12 protein-coding genes, 1 tRNA gene and 2 rRNA genes (1 of these 15 only partly in view) are annotated in these 18,860 nt (G+C 56.6%); 7 read left to right on the top strand and 8 right to left on the bottom strand.

Annotation, left to right across the window (positions count from 1 at the left end):
* Positions 1-44: 44 nt before the first annotated feature.
* From K3179_RS07900 to K3179_RS07890, 3 genes are all read right to left on the bottom strand, one after another.
* Entirely contained in the window at positions 45-929 is an 885-nt protein-coding gene (locus K3179_RS07900; protein ID WP_221563762.1) for an ROK family protein, read from the bottom strand.
* Positions 926-2,017: a glycoside hydrolase family 68 protein gene (locus K3179_RS07895; RefSeq protein ID WP_221563760.1), complete on the bottom strand. Its 1,092-nt coding sequence runs from the start codon at positions 2,015-2,017 to the stop codon at positions 926-928. The genes K3179_RS07900 and K3179_RS07895 overlap by 4 nt, the downstream gene beginning before the upstream one ends.
* Positions 2,018-2,107: 90 nt before the next feature.
* On the bottom strand, positions 2,108-4,582 hold the full coding sequence (locus tag K3179_RS07890) for a TonB-dependent receptor domain-containing protein (RefSeq protein WP_221563758.1): 2,475 nt from the start codon (positions 4,580-4,582) through the stop codon (positions 2,108-2,110).
* 179 nt (positions 4,583-4,761) lie between these two features.
* Between K3179_RS07890 and K3179_RS07885 the strand changes: the two genes are divergently transcribed.
* Entirely contained in the window at positions 4,762-6,096 is a 1,335-nt protein-coding gene (locus K3179_RS07885) for an MFS transporter (RefSeq protein WP_221563756.1), read from the top strand.
* A gap of 14 nt (positions 6,097-6,110) precedes the next feature.
* A complete protein-coding gene (locus K3179_RS07880; RefSeq protein ID WP_221563754.1) occupies positions 6,111-7,136 on the top strand; it encodes a LacI family DNA-binding transcriptional regulator in 1,026 nt (341 codons plus the stop codon).
* A gap of 374 nt (positions 7,137-7,510) precedes the next feature.
* On the opposite strand, the gene K3179_RS07875 is transcribed toward K3179_RS07880, so the two are convergent.
* Together K3179_RS07875 and K3179_RS07870 are read right to left on the bottom strand one after the other, a co-directional pair.
* Complete coding sequence (locus tag K3179_RS07875; protein ID WP_221563752.1) at positions 7,511-9,577, bottom strand: relaxase/mobilization nuclease domain-containing protein; 2,067 nt, start codon at positions 9,575-9,577, stop codon at positions 7,511-7,513.
* 77 nt (positions 9,578-9,654) lie between these two features.
* Positions 9,655-9,852 carry a hypothetical protein gene (locus K3179_RS07870; protein WP_221563750.1) on the bottom strand — a complete coding sequence of 66 codons (198 nt, stop codon included), beginning with the start codon at positions 9,850-9,852 and terminating at the stop codon, positions 9,655-9,657.
* A gap of 587 nt (positions 9,853-10,439) precedes the next feature.
* Here K3179_RS07870 and K3179_RS07865 point away from each other — a divergent pair.
* From K3179_RS07865 to K3179_RS13625, 5 genes are all read left to right on the top strand, one after another.
* Positions 10,440-10,805: a hypothetical protein gene (locus K3179_RS07865; protein WP_221563748.1), complete on the top strand. Its 366-nt coding sequence runs from the start codon at positions 10,440-10,442 to the stop codon at positions 10,803-10,805.
* Between the two features lie 10 nt (positions 10,806-10,815).
* The gene (locus K3179_RS07860) at positions 10,816-11,715 is read left to right on the top strand and encodes a P-loop NTPase family protein (RefSeq protein WP_221563746.1); all 900 of its coding nucleotides are present in this window, start codon (positions 10,816-10,818) and stop codon (positions 11,713-11,715) included.
* Positions 11,716-11,892: 177 nt separating this feature from the next.
* A complete protein-coding gene (locus K3179_RS07855) occupies positions 11,893-12,129 on the top strand; it encodes a helix-turn-helix transcriptional regulator (protein WP_221563744.1) in 237 nt (78 codons plus the stop codon).
* Positions 12,130-12,657: 528 nt separating this feature from the next.
* Positions 12,658-13,860 (top strand): hypothetical protein, encoded by a 1,203-nt coding sequence (locus tag K3179_RS07850; RefSeq protein ID WP_221563742.1) that lies wholly within the window; start codon positions 12,658-12,660, stop codon positions 13,858-13,860.
* A gap of 409 nt (positions 13,861-14,269) precedes the next feature.
* On the top strand, positions 14,270-15,997 hold the full coding sequence (locus K3179_RS13625; protein WP_425594757.1) for a recombinase family protein: 1,728 nt from the start codon (positions 14,270-14,272) through the stop codon (positions 15,995-15,997).
* On the opposite strand, the gene K3179_RS07835 is transcribed toward K3179_RS13625, so the two are convergent.
* The 3 genes from K3179_RS07835 to K3179_RS07825 form a co-directional block, all read right to left on the bottom strand.
* A tRNA-Met gene (locus tag K3179_RS07835) sits at positions 15,954-16,030 on the bottom strand. The two genes, K3179_RS13625 and K3179_RS07835, sit on opposite strands and share 44 nt — an antisense overlap.
* Before the next feature lie 118 nt (positions 16,031-16,148).
* Positions 16,149-16,263: ribosomal RNA gene (gene rrf, locus K3179_RS07830) — 5S ribosomal RNA — on the bottom strand.
* A gap of 114 nt (positions 16,264-16,377) precedes the next feature.
* Positions 16,378-18,860, bottom strand: a 23S ribosomal RNA gene (locus K3179_RS07825) (it continues 309 nt past the right edge of the window).

Below are 18,860 nucleotides of genomic sequence, written 5' to 3'. Positions count from 1 at the left end.
ACCTGCCTAGGTACCTAAGGGATCAACATGGTGTGAGTGCAAAGCTAGCCCTGTTGCCCTCGGAGTGCTGCTTCTGCCAGCAGCAAAGTTCCAGTCACGCCAGCCTTATCTCCGAGCGCCGGAGACACTATCTTGTGCTTTTCTCGGCTGGGGAAATAACCTGCCCCAAGTTCCTCCGCCCGTTTGACGACCTTGTCCAGTAGCCCCGGCGTTTTCATGACCCCTCCGCCCAGCACGATTATCTCTGTCGCCATTGAAGCATAAATACTGTGACACATCTGTGCGAGATAACCCGCCACAAGATCATGGGCTTCGTGGTTCGAGGATAGGTTCGAAAGGCTCGATCCCCAGCGCGCAAGAATCGCCGGGCCGCACGCCAGTCCTTCGAGGCAGTCTCCATGAAAAGGGCAAAACCCTGCAAAATCCTGATCGCCTGGGACACGTCGCGGGTAGATGTGACCCAGCTCCGGATGGCCTGCTCCGTGCACGAGGCGGCCATTTATGATGGTCCCGCCTCCTATTCCAGTTCCGACCGTAACGTAGGTGAGCGAGGACGCTCCCCTCCCGGCGCCGTGGTGATACTCTGCAAGCGCCGCGCCGTTTACATCGGTCTCAAATCCGATCGGGATGGAAAAAGCCCGTCCGAAAAATCCTGCGAGGTCGCAGTCAGACCAGTTGGGTTTAGGTGTCTTGAGGATATGGCCCCAGGCGGGTGACGCCTTGTCGAGTTCGACAGGCCCGAAGCTGGCAATGCCGATAGCGCAAAGCTTACCCTGCTGCTCAAACCATTCTCGCGCCTCCGCAAAGGTTGCGGACGGGTCACGGGTCGGGATTGTGTGCGTGGCGCGTACGCGGTTTGAACTTTCACCTACCGCAAGGACGAACTTGGTGCCGCCCGCTTCAATCCCTCCAAGCAGACCGTCACTCATCTTACCGCCTCCATCCGAACTGGCCGGGCATCTTTGGCCTCAGGTCCGATAGCCAGCGCACAAAAAGGCGCTGGAGCGCCTGCGAATTCGCTACACTCGTCATCTGCGCATTCGATGAAGCTGGATACAAGCAATTCCTTTGTCACCGACCAGCTATAGGCCTGTGTAGGGCGACCAGCAGGGTTGGCCAGTACCAGTCCAGACCCGTTCAATGGTGTGTAGGATCCACGAAGGGTCTGGGCGGACATTCCGTATAGCCCGGTCGGTGCATGCTGCAATTCCGGCGCGAAGGTACTCGACTGGGTGGCCCAGAACGCAAGATAGCGTCCCTTGTGAAAGACGATGTGCGCGCGCTCCAACTCGTTGTTCACTCCGCCAGAATGGATGATGGGTGGCAGCAAAGTCCATTTTCCATCGACCTTTTCGGCTAGTGCGATTGCGCCGGTATACTCGCTCTCGCCTGCTGGGCGCGATGCGGAAAACACCAAGTATTCGCGCTCATCCGCCGGATCCCTGAAATAAGCAGGATCGCGATAGGCTTTGATACGTCCCGCCTCACCTTCGTGAGCATCGGCGGCGATGTAGTCCGAGGTCAGTTCTGTCAGGATCGGTTGCGGGCTACTCCATCCGATTGGCAGACCGCTCGAGTCCGTATTGGCTTTGGTTTCGAACAAAGCCTGCTGGTAGCCACCCGGCGACGCTGCCAGTCCGGCCCCGGTGAACCAGAGCACGTATTTCCCCTGATTCCAGATCGAGGAGCCAGACCATTCCCGCTCATATGGTCCGCCGAAGTCGGGCAGGAGAGGACCGAGATCGACCCACTTGGCATCTTTTCGTTCAAGCAGGTGTATCTTGGCGTTGAAATGCCTTCCTGCAGGATCGCCGTTGTCAGGGGCAGTCAGGATCATCCAGAACTCGCGCCCAGCGACATCGGCGATGTTTCCATCACGATCCTGTACCGGCCACATGTCCCAGTAATAGAGTTCCGGCCGGGGTCGCACGACCTCGGTCGCAGCCAGCTTCGGCAGCTGCGCAACCTCCAGGTTTGCTACGGCTTCGACGTGTGTTCTGGTCCAGGCAGTGGTCACAAGTTCACCCTAGGATTGTCGTCGGAAGAAATTGGCCGGCGAACCGGGGAGGATCGGTTCGCCGGCCAGTCAATCTGATCGTAGGGAGGATCAGAAATCGATGCGAACCGAGGCCGTAACCGTTCGGCCTGCGATCGACCTTGCGCGCACGATGCCGTTACCCGGAATCGAACCTTCTTCGGCCTCGGTGTAGCCGAATGCGTCGAACAGGTTGCTCGCATTGAGCGACACTTCCAGACGCTCAAGCGGGCGCACGGCCAGGAAAGCGTTGACCTGCGTATAGGCCGGCAGGACGAGTTCGTTGCTGTCCTGGGTGAAGCTTTCCGTCGTGCCGATCATATTGATACCGGCGGTCAGGAAATCGTCTTCGTACTGAGCGGTGCCCTGATAGACGAAATCGGCCTGCCTGCGGGGCGTGTTGCCGATGACCGACGCGTTGAGCGCATCCACGATTTCAGAATCTGTGTAGGTGGCGCCGCCGGAGATTGAGAACGGACCAAAGAAATAGCTTCCTTCCAATTCGACACCGATTGCTTCGTAACGGTTATCGGTCAGTTCGAGCGGCGCAATCTCGACATTGGTTTCCGCGGTTTCGGCATAGAAGACCGTACCGTAGAGCCGCAGCCCGCCAGCTTGGTATTTCACGCCGCCTTCAAGCTGGTCGACTTCGGCGATGACGCCGCTGTCGTCGCCACCCGGCAGGCTACCATCCAGCGTACTAACGGCCGGCGAGAACAGGCTGCGGTCAGCGGTGTGCCGCCCGCCCTGGCTGTATCGCGCAAAGACCGAAAGATCGTCCGTCACAAGGTAATTGGCGCCGAGCGAAAAGCTGAAGTAATCGAAATCGTAATTGACCGGACGTGAATTGCCGAGAGGCAGTACCGCCGTCGAAGCTTCTGCGGGGCTGATCGTGCCGTCATTGTCGAAATCGAAGCTGGTTATACCACTGCCATAACCGCTGTCCGATCCGGTGATCGAGCCGTCCGCACTACCGTAGTCATACCGAATGCTGGCATCGAGCGTAAGCGCACCGCTTTCGAACGACAATGAGGCAAAGGGCGCATAGGTGTCGTAACGCACATCGTAGTTGCGGCGACAGCAATTGCCGAAGAAGCTTGCGCTGTAGCCGACGACGCCATTCTGCGTGACGGTGTTGCCGCTCGCGTCGACGATATCGACCAGCACGGCGTTGCCGTCACCTTCCACGGTCTGCACATGCGAAGTCCAAAGCCAGTCGGTGTCGACATTCTGGCGGCTGGCGTAGAACCCGCCAGTGAAGGTCAGCGCCCCTCCGCCGACATCGAAATCGCGCGAAATGCGAAGATCGTTCGCGATCAGACCGAGATCGTTCAATCGTGTGTTGAAGTTCACGATATTGGTCAGCAGCCCGTTGCCACCGATTGAGGATGCTGTGGCGGTTTGCCCAGCGTTCGGACCAGTCGCGAATACGATCGAAGAACCCGGACCGCCGATGCCATCGGCGATATCCTGCGCATCCCCCGCGCTGGCCGGGAACGGCGACAGGAAAGCTCCCGAATTATCCGAGTAACGGAAGCGGTTCGTGGCAGTCCATCCGGGGGCGAACTCGATTTCCGCTTCGACACCGAACGATTTCGATTTCACCGAGAGCCCGTCATGGAAGTCGTAGACGGCTGGATTGTTGCTGCCGTCAAGCGTCGCCACGGTATTGATGTAGCGGCTGTAGAGGGCATCGTCGCGCGGATCAAAGTTGGCGATGGCCTGATAGTCGGGGTCGGCGTTGGTGCCTCGGACGAACACCGGCTGCGGCAGGATTGTAGGGGTCTTGTCGTCAAGATACTTGCCGAAGAAGCGAATGTAGCCACCATCGAATTCCTGCGTCAGGTTCGCACGGATCTGGCCCCCATTGCTGCCGTTGTAGCCGATATCGCGCGGGCCTTCGCCGGTGCGATAGAAGCCGCCGACATGAAAGTAAGTGTCGTCGCCAAGCGGCGCACCGTAGTCGAAGTCGATCCGATAAGTCTCGTGGCCTAGCCCGATCGATCCAACGATCGAACCGCCCTGCTTCTGACCGGTTTTTGACACGAAGTTGATGATGCCGCCCGGCGAATTCGAAGCAAAGGTGGAGGCCGAACCGCCGCGAACGGCCTCGACGCGACCGACATTGCGATCGGCGCGAACGAAGTTGTCCGAGTTGCCGAAGATGATGTCGCCGAACTCGAGAACCGGCAGGCCGTCTTCCTGGAGTTGGATGTATCGCGCACCGCCGGTTGAAACCGGGATACCGCGCACGGCGATATTGGCATTGCCTTCACCGCCCGAAGCTTCCGAGCGGATACCCGGGATCTGGCGAACCAGGTCCGCAGCCGAGCGTGGGTTCACATCTGCAATGGATTCGGAGTCCAGCACACTCAGCGAAACTGAACTCTCGAGGCGGTTCTGCGCCCGCGCCACGCCGGTCACGATGATGACTTCATCTTCCAGAACTGGATCGCCATCTGCGGCAGGCGCCGCGTCCTGCGCATTGGCGGTGGTTGATAGGGCCGAGAGGGCAACGCCCACGGCCAGAACTGCACGAAACTTCATGGCATCCACTCCTTATCCCAAGATCGCGACGCTCTGTCGGCCCACGATTCGCTATAAGGCATAAGACGATTGCAAACGTTTGCAACCCATTTTTGCAAACGTTTGCAATATCGCTGGATTCGTGTCAGTCGATGGATGGGAGCAGGCTCGAGACCTGCCGGGGAAGAGGATTGGAAGGTATGCAAAGCATCGCAAAACCGCGGCTTTCGCTGTTGCGAATCATCGAAATGAACATCGGCTTCTTCGGCCTACAGTTCAGTTTCGGGCTACAGCAGGCAAACATGGGTCCGATCTACGGTTTCCTGGGCGCAGAAGAGGCGACGATGCCTTTGCTATGGCTGGCGGGACCGATGACCGGATTGTTGGTGCAGCCGATAATCGGCGCGATGAGCGACCGGACGTCGTCACGGTATGGCCGGCGCACACCCTACTTCCTGATCGGCGCGATCATCTGTTCGCTCAGCCTGTTCCTGATGCCGTATTCCAGCACGCTTTGGATGGCGGCCGGTCTGCTGTGGATCCTCGATGCGGGTAACAACATCACGATGGAGCCTTACCGCGCATACGTCGCAGACCGCCTCGTACCGGACCAGCGTTCGATAGGGTTCCTTACGCAAAGTGCCTTCACCGGCCTCGCGCAGACCCTGTCCTATCTTGCTCCCACCCTGCTTACGAGCTTCGTGGCGCGAGACGTACTGGATGCCAACGGTATCCCGGTGGTCGTGAAGATCGCCTTCATCATCGGTGCGATCCTGTCGATCAGCACTATCGCTTGGTCCGTCTGGCGCGTCCCCGAATTGCCGATGAGCGATGAAGAAAAGGCGACACTGGCCGACAGGCCCCTTACGCCAGCCGCTACTCTTGCAGACATAGTCAGTGCCATACGCGAAATGCCCAAGGCCATGCGTCAATTGTCGCTCGCCATGCTGTGCCAGTGGTACGCGATGTTTGCTTATTGGCAGTACATCACATTCGCCGTCGGGCGGTCGCTCTATGATACGTCCGATCCTTCGAGCGCGGCATTCCGCGATGCGACCCTGACGACGCAGCAGGCTGGTGCGCTTTACAATTTTATCGCTTTCCTTGGAGCGCTGCTCCTGATCCCTGTCGTAAGGAAGCTGGGCGCACGGTTGACGCATGCATTCTGTCTCACGGCGTCGGGAATAGCCATGCTGCTGATTCCAGGAGTAGAGACCACGGCCGCCTTGTTCATGTTGATGCTGGGTATCGGAATCGGCTGGGCAGGCATGATGGGCAATACCTATGTCATGCTCGCCGACGCCATCCCGCCGGAACGAAACGGCATATACATGGGCATTTTCAACATGTTCATCGTCATCCCGATGCTGATCCAGACACTGACCATGCCGCTGTTCTATGAGCCGCTGCTTGGCGGGGATCCGCGCAATGTGTTGTTGCTTGGCGGAGGCTTGATGATCCTGGGGGCGATCGCCACGATGTTCGTCGATGCAGGACGTCCGGTGCCAAAAGTGATGCAGCCTCAGGCTGGCTAGGCTAGGAGGCTAACATGCCCGTAGACCGCAAACCTGACGACCGACCCGTTCGCACGATTACCGATCTTGCGAAACTGGCCGGTGTCTCACCGGGCACTGTTTCGCGAGCCCTGGCGGGTAACAGCCTCGTCAATGATAAGACGCGTGAAAAAATCGAGGCCATCGCTCGCGAGCATGGGTTCCGCCCGAACCAGATGGCTAGTCGCCTGCGGCGTCAGAAAACTGGCGTGATCGGCGTCATCATTCCGCTCGGACACGAACAGAAGCAGCAGGTCTCGGACACGTTTTTCCTCACCCTGCTCGGGCACCTCGCCGACGAGCTGACAGAGAAAGGCTACGACCTGATGCTCCGCCGCGTGGTACCGGCGAGCAACGAAGACTGGCTCGACCCTTTTATCGGCTCTGGAATGATCGACGGGGTTATCGTCGTTGGTCAGTCGGATCAGTTCAACCACCTTGAAGAGGTGGCAGACGGATATCGGCCAATGGTCGTCTGGGGCCAGCACCGCGAAGGACAGCGCCATTGCGTGGTCGGATCGGATAACTTGCTAGGCGGCAAGCTAGCCATGCAGAGACTGGTGGCTGCGGGCGCTAAGCGAATGGCTTTTGTAGGGGATGCGAACGCCCCGGAATTCGCGGCACGATATTCCGGGGCTAGCCAAGTGGCCCAGTCCTTCGGCCTGACACTTTCCGAGCTTCCTGCCCATCTCGCGACTTCGGGTATGACAACCGAAATCGCCGCCCTGATGAAAGAGGCAGTCGAGAATTACGACGGCCTTTTCGCGGCGACCGACTTGCTTGCCTTGGCTTGCCTAGGAGAGTTGCGCAAACTTGGCAGGAACGTCCCGGAAGAGATGAAACTCGTTGGTTTCGATGATCTTCCAATTGCACAGCAAACCGCTCCACCGTTGACGACCATTCGGCAAGATATCGGAGGTGGCGCCCGTGCGATCGTTCAATTGCTTCTGAGACGAATTGCTGGCGAAGAGACAGAAAGCATCGTTATGCCGCCGACGCTCGTTGTCAGGGGCACAGCGTGAGCGAGTTGCGGCTGTTCTTCTAACAGAGGAAACTGCGGAGCGGCAAAGTGTGTAAAATGCACCAAAGCCTCGATTTGCAGGCAACAGCTTCTCTCGATATCCCGCCTCCAATCTCGATCGTTCGGATATCGTGGCTGTATTTTCAAGCAGGTCTCCGAAAGCCCCGTCCCAAGGTCTTGTTCAGCTCATTTTGGCGCGTAGCGTTGTCGTATTTTTTCGGCCAGTCGGACAAAACCTGATAGTCCGCAATCGGCCCCACCTAAGACTTAGCTCAAGTGGGAAAATGTCTTGGGTGGCCGACGATGTATTGCTTCAGCGCGGTACCGCCGCAAACCAAGCGATGTGACTGCATCTATCCACGTAGCGTGAGCAGATCAGTCCTCACCCCGCCCCCCATTTCCGTTCAAAAAGAACTGCATTTCTACTGCGCTCAATCCCGCCTCGGCCTCGCCCTGACCGTGCGTCCCACCTCGGTTTGAGATTCGGTTCAATGCCTTTTCTCTTACTTGCCGGAGCAACTCTTCAAAGTCATTGTCGCCGAGCATCACTTTCGCAGCACGTTGGAGCCGGTCATCGCCTCTCAGTCCCTCAAGTATGCTCGTAGCTGGCTTAAGGCTACGAGCGCAGTCAGTATCGGGACCGATCGACCGGATACTGTTGAGCGTTTCAGTCCGGAGTTCCTCAAGAACTGCTTGCACGCGCGAATCTGGATGGAAGAGCGCGTCCTTTCCCTTAGAATTCGGCGTCTGCAATACGATCTCGAGCGGCCCTCTCCGCCCTGTTTCGACCGTGTCGCCGCGCTTCTTTCGTCGACGCAAGGCCAATGTGGGGTGGCTTCGCAGAAAGCGAATGATCCGCTCGATCTCATCTTGATCGTATATCTGAGAGGAAGAGAGCGGCTCGGGAACAGCGGCTTTTTCCGATGATGCCCTAGGATCTTTTTCCGTTATTTCCGTTGGAACTCTCCCTTCCTGACCCGCTAACGGTATACCGAGTGCGAACGCACGCTCGGTGGCGAGCTTTACGAACGCTTCGGGGCCTTGGACTGAGATCTTTCCCCACCTCTCGGCTCCAATGCGAAGTGCTTCATCGATAGCATCAACCCGATCGTCGCGGTGGACCAAGATTACAATTCGGTGGTCTGTGAACAGCTCATCTCCGCGTTCATCCAGATAGGTAGTGGACCAGCCATCACTTCGGGTCGCAAACCGGCCAGAGATAGCCCACTCATTTTCCGCCCCTTCTCTGTTTGATGGTAAGAGCAGGCTCGGCATCGGTACCCGCTTATAAGGTGGCTGACCTGCCGCCTTCCATTTCTCCAGCGTCAGTCTTTGACTCGTGCATTGCTTAATCGCTTCCGCGAAGGCGGACTGTAGCGATTTCCTTGCCTCTTGAGTTTCCCGCCGAATTGCTGAGCGCAGCACCTCACGCCGCTTAAGTTGAAGAGTAGCTATGGTCGTGTTTGCCCATGTCGCAAGTTTCTCGGTCTCTTTGTCTCTGGCACTCCGCAAATCAGCAAGCTGCTTGTCTAAGTTGTATCGAAACGCTTCGTACTGCGGATCTAGACGATGGATATCAGGCTCGAAGGGCCCCCAATGTTTTTCCAGATTCACACGCGATAGTTTGGGGTGAACTTCCGATGCTTTGCAGGAGCTGTGCGATGTAGTAATTCGTGCTCCGCTTCCCTTTTTGTCATAGGTCATGTCGCAGCTGGCGCAGGCTTGGTGAAACTCCGACCAAGTCCGGCAGCGATCGACGGCCGCAATCAGCTCAACACGGCGTTGCCTGATCTCCGCGGAAACGCGAGAACGCTTTCGCCCCAAACTCTTGTGCCAACCGGCTTGGAAACGTCCGTTCTCATCGCGGACGAGAGTACCAGTATCGGAATCGTAGACCGCCCCGTTTTTCGCCACATAGAGGGCGCCCGGCTCCTTTGCACGGCCTTGGCGTTCCTCTATCAACGCTACCGATTGGTGGAGATCTTCAATAAGCCAATCGCTGCCGGCCACCTTTCCGGTTCGAGGATTTACTCTGATGATCGATAGATGAAGGTGCGGGTTGTTCGTATCGCAGTGTTCAGCCCAAACGACCGGGCAATTGGACAGGTCGAGCGTTGCGAGAACAATGTCCAGCGCTTCCTCGCGCTGTTCCGCGGTCCAGCTCTCGTCCTGCTTGAGCGAAAGGATCACATGTAAGACCGGAGACTTAACTCGCGGTGCTCGCGCAGCCACTGCAAGCATTTGCGCCTGCCAGGACGCAAGGTCGTTCGAGACGAGATTTCGGGATCCGTGGGCCGCGACCTTCTCCCCTGGTTCGACAGCGGCGCTCTGCGCGGCCAGTGCGTAATCGGAGAGCGACAGGATATCGTGCTCAACTTCCATTAATGAGAATGGGTCTGCATCGACGATGTATCTCGTCAGACCAAACACCGCCTGCCGCATTTCTCGGATGCGTCCTCGTTGAGCAGCTGCAAGTGTTCGACTCGCTCGATTGCGATTCATACGGATTAGTTTGACAATCACAGATCAATAACCTCTTGCCGAGCGGCAGCGGACAGCGAATCGACGAGCTTCTCAAGTTCGCGGAGCTGGTCCTCGGAGATTTTTCCCGAGTTCTCGACCGTCGCGTGAAGACTGACCAAAGCTCCCAAAGCCGCCAGTGCCGGACATTGTTCGGAGTCAGCTTCATCGATGATGAGGCCGACGTATGCCGACACACTCAACTGGCTTGCCAGTGCCTGTGCTTTCAGCTTACGCAGCCTTTCACTCGACAAGTGAAGGGTTATACTGCCCTTCCCTCTTCCGACTTTCTGTCCCCGCGCCGTCACAGTCGCGTCCCTGTGTGCGAGAAGGCTCTCCGCCGAGCAATCCCTTGTCGGTCATGCCGGTGAGTGCATGACCCATCCTGCTTCAAAAAAACCCTTTCCTTTCGGACGATCGCAGGGCTGCGACCGGACGTTGAGTAGTGCATGGGTCGGATCTTCTGAGGACCGCGTTCGGTAGCGTATGGGACACTTTGAGGGCGTGAGCGGCCAAGATTCGGGCAGATGAGGGGTTGAAGGACAGACACGGACACCAAGCCTCTTCGATGTAGGTTTGAACTCCATCGGTCATATTAAGTGACATCGGCGATGTCCTGCGGCCAAATCGAGCACTTGCTTCGAGCCTTTCATACCCAGCAACGCGTTCAAAGGCGCCAAAGCGGCCTGCGAACGCAAGTCTGTTTGATGCACCAAAGTTGTCCGGCCAATGACCGTAAGGGTCTGCTCGTGTCTTGGTTCAAGCTCCACTGAGGAGCAGCTAAGTGAATACCAACGAAAATGATGAGGTGGCGAAGAGGCTTCGCAAACCCGCACAGCGCCAAAATAAAAGCAAAGCGGGTTTCATTACTCAGTACCTGCCGGAGATCGCGGAAGCGCGCCGGAACGGCAAGACCTGGGAAATGATCGGACGGGACCTTTGCGAGGAAGATCCCTTCAAGGCCGATACCGTTCGGCGGGCGGTCGAGCGCGCCACCAAGGAGTCCGCGCACAAGCCGCGGGCAAGGAAAAAGCACAAGACTGCTAGCAGTTCTGCATCCCAGAATGGGGAACCACAGCTCACACTGCACATGGCCTCACCTGAGAACCCGTTCGGTCGACGGGTCGATCCCATCCGCAACCTGAAGTGAGAGACACGATATGCGTAAGAAGACAATCTGCTTGGTAGGCCAGCAAAAGGGTGGAAGTGGCAAGACGACCTTTACCGACATCCTCAACGCAACTTGCGAGGCAGGAGGAAACGAAACGTTGGTGGTAGACGTCGACGACGGGAACAGTGGGTACATTCGGCGATGTGGGCAAGGTTCTGCCCTGTCACTTTCGTGGGCCCAGCCAGCGGGCGGAGCTTCCACTTGGATCGACAGTCATTTGACGGGCAAAGATGTCGTGTTGTTTGACCTTGGCGCCAACCTCTTCGCCAGCGGTACTGCAGTGACGCAGTTTCTGGCTGAGGTCTTCTCAGATTTGCGGGCATCGGGTGCGCGAATTATTTTCTTTGCGGTGGCGTCGACGAACAGCCCCGGAACCGGGCGCCTGATTATGGACATGCGAAATGACTTTGGCTCTTTGGGCGAAGTGCGAATAGTAGAAACCAACATCGATGGCTCAGGTGCGTTTCCTCGAGAAATCCATACGCTCGGCCTGCCGCGAGTGCAGGTCGCCCACATCGATCCGGGCATCCAAGCAGCCCGTCTATTAAAGGAACTCCCTTTACTAGAGGCGCTGGAAAACCCTCCCGCAGGCTATGAGCTGGCCATGGCCCTCTACGCACAGCGGCTAGTAGAGTTTGCAAAGCAGGAAACTGTCTCGGATATCGCTGGAACGGAGGGCGTAGCTCGCATCCAGCGACTGGCTCGAAATGCGCCGAGTGAGAACGCTATAGTTCCGTGCCTCGCGAAGGCTGACAATTCTTCGATTCAGTCCAAATGTGCATTCATGACAGCTTTCTTCGAACTTTGCGAAATCAATCAATCTGACCACGAAGCGGTTTATCGAGCGGCTATCGCAATGCTGGCTGCGCGAGAACGCCATTTAACGTGAAGTTGGGTGGCGAGATTAATTCGAATTTGCCACCCTCGACTCATGATTCTGTATTCCGATTTTTCCTTCTGCCAAGACGAACCTTGCCTGCCGACCTAACCTCCCAAAGTTTGCTTACCCCCCAAGAGTGTCAAACCATAAGTTAGCCTGGCCGTCCAATCTCAGAAAGGACGACGAATGCTCGACGGAAATCCATATCAAATCAAAACCGACAAAGATGGTCTGGTACTCTACCAGGAGGTCCAGCGGGTCACCCGAATGAGCGCAAGCACGATCAAGCGCCGGATCAAAGAAGGTCAATTTCCCGCGAGCCTTCCCGGCCTCCCTCGCCCGCGCTGGGAGAGGACAGATATCGAGACCTACCTCGTATGGGCGCAGATCAAGCCTTGGAAACCTTGGCAGCCGCCAACCTGATCGCATTTCAAAATTCAGCTGGACAGTTGATCGGCGACGTACCATAAATGTTCTCGTTGTCGTATCCAGGCTGAGTGGCAAGAGGCCGATGCGACACATGATTATGCAGGTCGAAATATATCGACCTGACCACGACTAGGTCGTGGATGGCAGACACGGTGGGGCCCGCTCAGCCCCCATGGTCGACCCGGCGCAGCAAGTCCGGATCATCCCTTATTAGTTCACGCACCGCAGGTGCGTCTACCTGCCGTGCAACCGGCAGGTCTATCCACGTTATGGTCTGCCACGATGAAACATGATCCGAAACTGAAAATACCCGTCTCACAGAGGCCCAAGTTAACAACATGGGGAAAGCAGAAAGATACCAAACCCACTCCCGTAGGTCCCAATCCAGCGCTTGCCGCTCGCCTCAATGTCACGGGCCGAGGGCTTGAAAACGAGTTCTTTGTCGAGGCCACGCTACATCTGCTATCCGGGGGAGCTGGACAAACTCTTTCCTCGGCCATCGATGAACTTCGGACTAGGCGCATGACAGGAGAGCAGGTGCAGGAGGCGCTACATTCGTATCGCTACGATCTATCCAACCTGCCCTCCGCTCACTTTGAGCAAGCTTATGTCTTCCCACCGCCGAATTACCCCGGTCCTGTGTCCTGCGCGGGGTACGCTGCGCGTTTCCTATCGCGAAATGCGGACCCCAGCATCATTGACGTGTTCGAGAACAAACTGGCCGTCAGCCACGAAAGCCATGGAGACGATCTGAACAGACTTCGCTCCTGGAACCGAGAAATCTACGCGGCGCTGGTTGGTGGTTACCCAGTAGACGCGCTGAGGGTAGCAAAGCAGAAGGGCCGTGAGGCGGTCTCCTTCGTGCGGCCGATCGTCCAAAATCATACGATGCTGCTGTCCGTCGCCACTGCTCATGTGCGGATGGCGCAGCTGGCTCAATGCGCGAAGGCCCCCTTGGGCCGAGCGTGGACCGGGCAAGCTATTTGGCCGACAATGAGCTCGGTTGCGCATGCAGCGTTGATCGCGCCTACTCAAGCAATCAGTCGCCTCCTGACACTCCCCGCGGATAACGATGTCGCTGACGATGAAGCAGAGGAGCTTTTAAAGACCGCTGGCCTTCTCGATGATGATGCCTCAAGTCATGTTTTGATCTCGATGGCCAAGGATATTCAGAAGCGACTGCCCGAGCACAGTCTAACCTACGCACACTTCCGCCACACCGCACGCGAAATCCTCAAAGCCATTGATCCTTTACAGGCGATGACTGCAACGGACCTGTCCGGGGCTGGCTGGACACGTCGCTCTTTCGTTCGAGAGCGCTTTGGAGTTGATGCAACAGAGGGTGCCGCGCTCCTCGCTATGAATTTGCTAACACAGCGCGCCCGCATTCACGCCTGTATCGAAGCCTTGTTAAGCGAGAAGAAACTGCCAGAGTTCGAATTCAATCACGATCTTCAGTCGCTTGGCAAAAAATCCTTGGCTCGACTGACCGAAGCCCTTCGGATCGCATGCAAAGCCGACAGGGCGGCGCCGGATCAGCTAAGTGCTCCAGAAAACAACACTGCTAAAAAGCTGGTAAAGGACACTCTAGCGAAGGTGGAGCAGGGCCAAATTGATCGAGCTATCGAGATACTCCGAATTGATCCCGCCGTTTTCTTTCGTCGTAAAATGGCCCCATCCACTTCGGCCAATCGAGGATCCTCCCCACAGGAGCCGCAAGATTGATGGTTGGAGAACCAGTTTTTCAGCGAGATCGCAATCCAGTCGGCTTCACCTCGCCGATGAACTCAGCACAGCGATCGAGGACATTGCGTAGTTTGCTTACCCCCCGGACCGGCAACGTCTTGGTGCATCTCATGGAACATGAAACACCAACGCATAGCCGCAGACCAAACTGCCACTGGCGACGGACTCAACGACAGTGCCTCCGAAATGATCACTTCGACAGAACTGGATGTTTTAGTCGAGATAATAATTCGGTTCCTCGCGAAGCGGGAGGCAGCGTCCATGATCAGTCGATCAGCCAAACCGGTGTAATTGGTGCCCTAAGCGGCGACGTCCCCTCCAGTCACTTTCTCGTAGACGGCGCTCCTCGCAGTCCGAGCCTCGACCAAGATTTCATTAGAGATGGCCTGTGAGAATTCGCGCAATTGGCTATGGCCGGAAGAGTTTCGACGATCCGGAAAACCGCACTTCCTCTGTCCAAGATCAAGAGCTGTTCGCGCGCAACTACGCTGCGCAGCATGACTTTGACTTCGTTGGATTTGAAGGTGACAACGGCATCACCGGCGCCACCATGGAACGGCCGGGTCTTCAAGCGGCGCTGGCAGCGCTCAAGGCTGGCGAAGCGGAAATCCTGATCATTGAGGATGTGGACAGACTAGGTCGTGACCAAGAACACCTGTCCTATATGCGCAAGCTGTTCACCGCTTTTGACGTGACTGTGCACACTGTCGCGGCGGGTCGGCTTGATGATTTAACTTTTAGTTTCAAATCAATCATTGGTGAGCAACAGCGATCACGCATAGCGTACACTACCCGGCGCGGCCTTAAGGCGAAAGCAATGCGAGGAGGTTCGACGGGCGGGAAAGTTCTCGGATATCATAGGGAAGTCACGGGCTCCGACACTCAGGGTCGTCCAACCGACCGGCTGGCGGTCTGCCCGGAGGAGGCCGCCCTAGTTCGTAGGATCTTCGAACTTTATGCGGACGGTAAAAGCCTAAAAGCCGTCTGCAGTGTGCTGAACGGCGAGGACATTCCTTCTCCACGTGCGCGAGAAAGTGGTCAGTACAGCGCAGGTATTTGGAATCCCTCAACGTTGTCGGGCAGTATCGAATTGGGCGAAGGAATTCTCAACAACGAAATTTATATCGGGCGACGCGTCTTCAATAGGCGCCGCTGGGTTGAGATTCCCAATGAAAATCGAGGGTTTTCGCGCCGACCTCGTCTCAATCCCAAAAGCGAGTGGATTGTTAGCGACGTCCCTGACTTGCGCATTATTGACCAAGAACTGTGGGATCGCGTGAAAGCCCGACAGATCGAGGCCCGCGCTGCTCTCAACGCGAATTTCAAAAATACGGGCAATCCCCTCTCGGGGGCCAAGCGTCCGCAACATCTTCTGAGCGGTCTGGTCGGCTGCGGCATCTGTGGCCAACCCTACGTGAGTACCGGCGGGCGCTGGCGATGTAAGGGTTCGCTCCAGAAGAAATGCACCAACGGGTCCGTCGCGGGCAAGCATCTCGAAGAGCGAGCGCTAGCTGGGTTGCGTGATTGCTTGCTCACGCCAGAGGTCATCAGCCGATTTGCGCAGCACCTAGAACGCGAACTCTCTGCCCAACATCAGGCAACTGACAAGCGGCAAGGCGAAATCAAAGCTGAGTTGCGGGGAGTACAGAGTAAGATCGCAAAAATCGTGCGGCGCATCGAAGAGGACGATGAAGCGCCACGCGCTCTTACCAACAGGCTTAAGGAACACGAGGCTGCGGAAGAGCTCCTGAAGGAGGAACTTGCGACCATGCCGACGCGCACCGTGGTACGCCTACCGGCGAACTATGAAGCGGTTTACCGCACTGCGATCGCCGAACTCAAAGACCATTTGGAGAGCAAGGATGCTGCTTCATCGCGAGAGGCTATCCGCGCATTGATTGAGAAGGTCGTTGTCCATGCCGGCGACAGCCGCGGTGGCAAGGTTCGCCGCCTGGAACTGCATGGCGATCTTTACCGGATGCTGGAGTTCACAGAGGAGGCGGCCAGCGGCGGCGCCAAAAAACGAAAACAGCCCCAAGCGACTGGCGCTGGGGCTGCAAGTGTTACACCGGTGGTTGCGGGGGTTGGATTTGAACCAACGACCTTCAGGTTATGAGCCTGACGAGCTACCGGACTGCTCCACCCCGCGGCACCGTGTTGTCTTCCAGACATGGTGTCCAGAGACACAAAAACCGCCGCTCGGTTCACACCGGCAGCGGCTTTTGAAACTGTGAATGGGTTTGTTACCAATGTCCGCCGGCTGCAATGCCTGGCGACGACCTACTCTTCCAGTGCTTGAGCACTAGTACCATCGGCGCTGTCCGGTTTCACGGCCGAGTTCGAGATGGGATCGGGTGGGTCACAGACGCTAAGGTCACCAAGCAATGAAGCAGGCGGACATGGGTTTAAATCGATGCACGATACTGGGCGTTATCCGGCTAGAGTTTCCTCCACCTCGCGGACAACCCACAGGGCTGTCGTTGATGGTATGGATCCTACAAGCGCGAAAAGAACTATTAGGACCGGTTAGCTTCACACATTACTGCGCTTCCACACCCGGCCTATCAACGTCGTGGTCTACGACGGTTCGAAGATACCTTATCTTTAGGGAGGCTTCCCGCTTAGATGCTTTCAGCGGTTATCCCGTCCGTACATAGCTACCCAGCGGCACCCTTGGCAGGATGACTGGTACACCAGAGGTACGTTCACCCCGGTCCTCTCGTACTAGGGGCAACTCCTATCAAGTATCGACGCCCACGGCAGATAGGGACCAAACTGTCTCGCGACGTTCTGAACCCAGCTCACGTACCACTTTAATTGGCGAACAGCCAAACCCTTGGGACCTGCTCCAGCCCCAGGATGTGATGAGCCGACATCGAGGTGCCAAACGATTCCGTCGATATGAGCTCTTGGGAATCATCAGCCTGTTATCCCCGGCGTACCTTTTATCCGTTGAGCGATGGCCCTTCCACGAGGGACCACCGGATCACTATGACCGACTTTCGTCTCTGCTCGACTCGTCAGTCTCGCAGTCAGGCAGGCTTATGCCATTGCACTCTTGCAGACGGTTTCCAACCGTCCTGAGCCTACCATCGCGCGCCTCCGTTACTCTTTAGGAGGCGACCGCCCCAGTCAAACTACCCGCCATAGAGGGTCCCTGATCCGGATAACGGATCTAGGTTAGACATCAGAAAACAACAGGGTGGTATTTCACAGGTTGGCTCCACTCGGACTGGCGCCCAAGTTTCAAAGCCTCCCACCTATTCTACACAATTCTTTCCTAATGCCACTCTAAAGCTGCAGTAAAGGTGCACGGGGTCTTTCCGTCTAACCGCGGGTACTCCGCATCTTCACGGAGAATTCAATTTCGCTGAGCATATCCTGGAGACAGTGGGGAAGTCGTTACGCCATTCGTGCAGGTCGGAACTTACCCGACAAGGAATTTCGCTACCTTAGGACCGTTATAGTTACGGCCGCCGTTTACTCGGGCTTCAATTCGGAGCTTGCACTCCTCCTCTTAACCTTCGAGCACCGGGCAGGCGTCACACCCTATACGTCGTCTTGAAGCCGACTTAGCAGAGTGCTGTGTTTTTGCTAAACAGTCGCTACCCCCTGGCCTGTGCCCCCTGAAAAGAGTTGCCTCGATCCAGGGCCTCCTTCTTCCGAAGGTACGGAGGCAATTTGCCGAGTTCCTTCAGGATACTTCTCTCAAGCGCCTTGGTATACTCTACCTGACCACCTGTGTCGGTTTCGGGTACGGTCTATAGTGAAGAGGCTATTTCCTGGAACAGCTTGGCTGCCCAACCAATCCAATAAGGTTGAACAACTTCCACCATCCGTCACACATCTTCAGGCCCACGAATATTTACGTGGTTCCCATCGACTACCCCCTTCGGGCTCGTCTTAGGGGCCGGCTAACCCTACGCTGATTAGCATTGCGTAGGAACCCTTGGTCTTTCGGCGACAGGGCATCTCACCCTGTTTGTCGCTACTCATGTCAGCATTCGCACTTCCGATACGTCCAGAGTCGGTTACCCTTCTCCTTCACTCGCTTACGGAACGCTCCGCTACCGCTGCAGTAAACTGCAACCCTAAGCTTCGGTGCATATCTTTAGCCCCGTTACATCTTCGCCGCAGGAACCCTTATTTAGACCAGTGAGCTGTTACGCTTTCTTTAAAGGATGGCTGCTTCTAAGCCAACCTCCTGGTTGTTTTGGGATTCCCACATGCTTTCCCACTTAGATATGACTTGGGGACCTTAGCTGTAGGTTAGGGCTGTTTCCCTTTTGACGACGGACCTTAGCACCCGCCGTCTGTCTGCCGGATAAGACTCGATGGTATTCGGAGTTTGGTTAGGTTTGGTACCGCTCGCGCAGCCCTAGCCCATCCAGTGCTCTACCCCCATCGGCATACATCCGACGCTCTACCTCAATAGATTTCGCGGAGAACCAGCTATTTCCCGGCTTGATTGGCCTTTCACCCCTAAACACAGCTCATCCGAGAATTTTTCAACATTCACCGGTTCGGTCCTCCAGTGCGTGTTACCGCACCTTCAACCTGGCCATGCCTAGATCGCCGGGGTTCGGGTCTAATCCATCATACTCAGTCGCCCTATTCAGACTCGCTTTCGCTGCGCCTACACCTAACGGCTTAAGCTTGCATGGTAGATTAAGTCACTGACCCATTATGCAAGAGGTACGCTGTCACCCCCTATGGGGCTCCAACTGCTTGTAAGCATCCGGTTTCAGGTACTGTTTCACTCCCCTAATCGGGGTGCTTTTCACCTTTCCCTCACGGTACTGTGTTCGCTATCGGTCATGTGCGAGTATTTAGGCTTGGAGGGTGGTCCCCCCATGTTCAGACAGGATTTCACGTGTCCCGCCCTACTCGAGTCTTCTTCGATCATTTTCGCGTACGGGGCTGTCACCCGCTATGGCCACTCTTTCCAAAGTGTTCCGCTAATTAACGAAGAAGCACTG

The organism is Qipengyuania intermedia, assembly GCF_019711615.1.
GTDB classification, from domain to species: Bacteria; Pseudomonadota; Alphaproteobacteria; order Sphingomonadales; family Sphingomonadaceae; genus Qipengyuania; species Qipengyuania intermedia.
The sequence above is the reverse complement of the archived record's forward strand: the minus strand, read 5'-3'. Positions and strand labels throughout refer to the sequence as shown.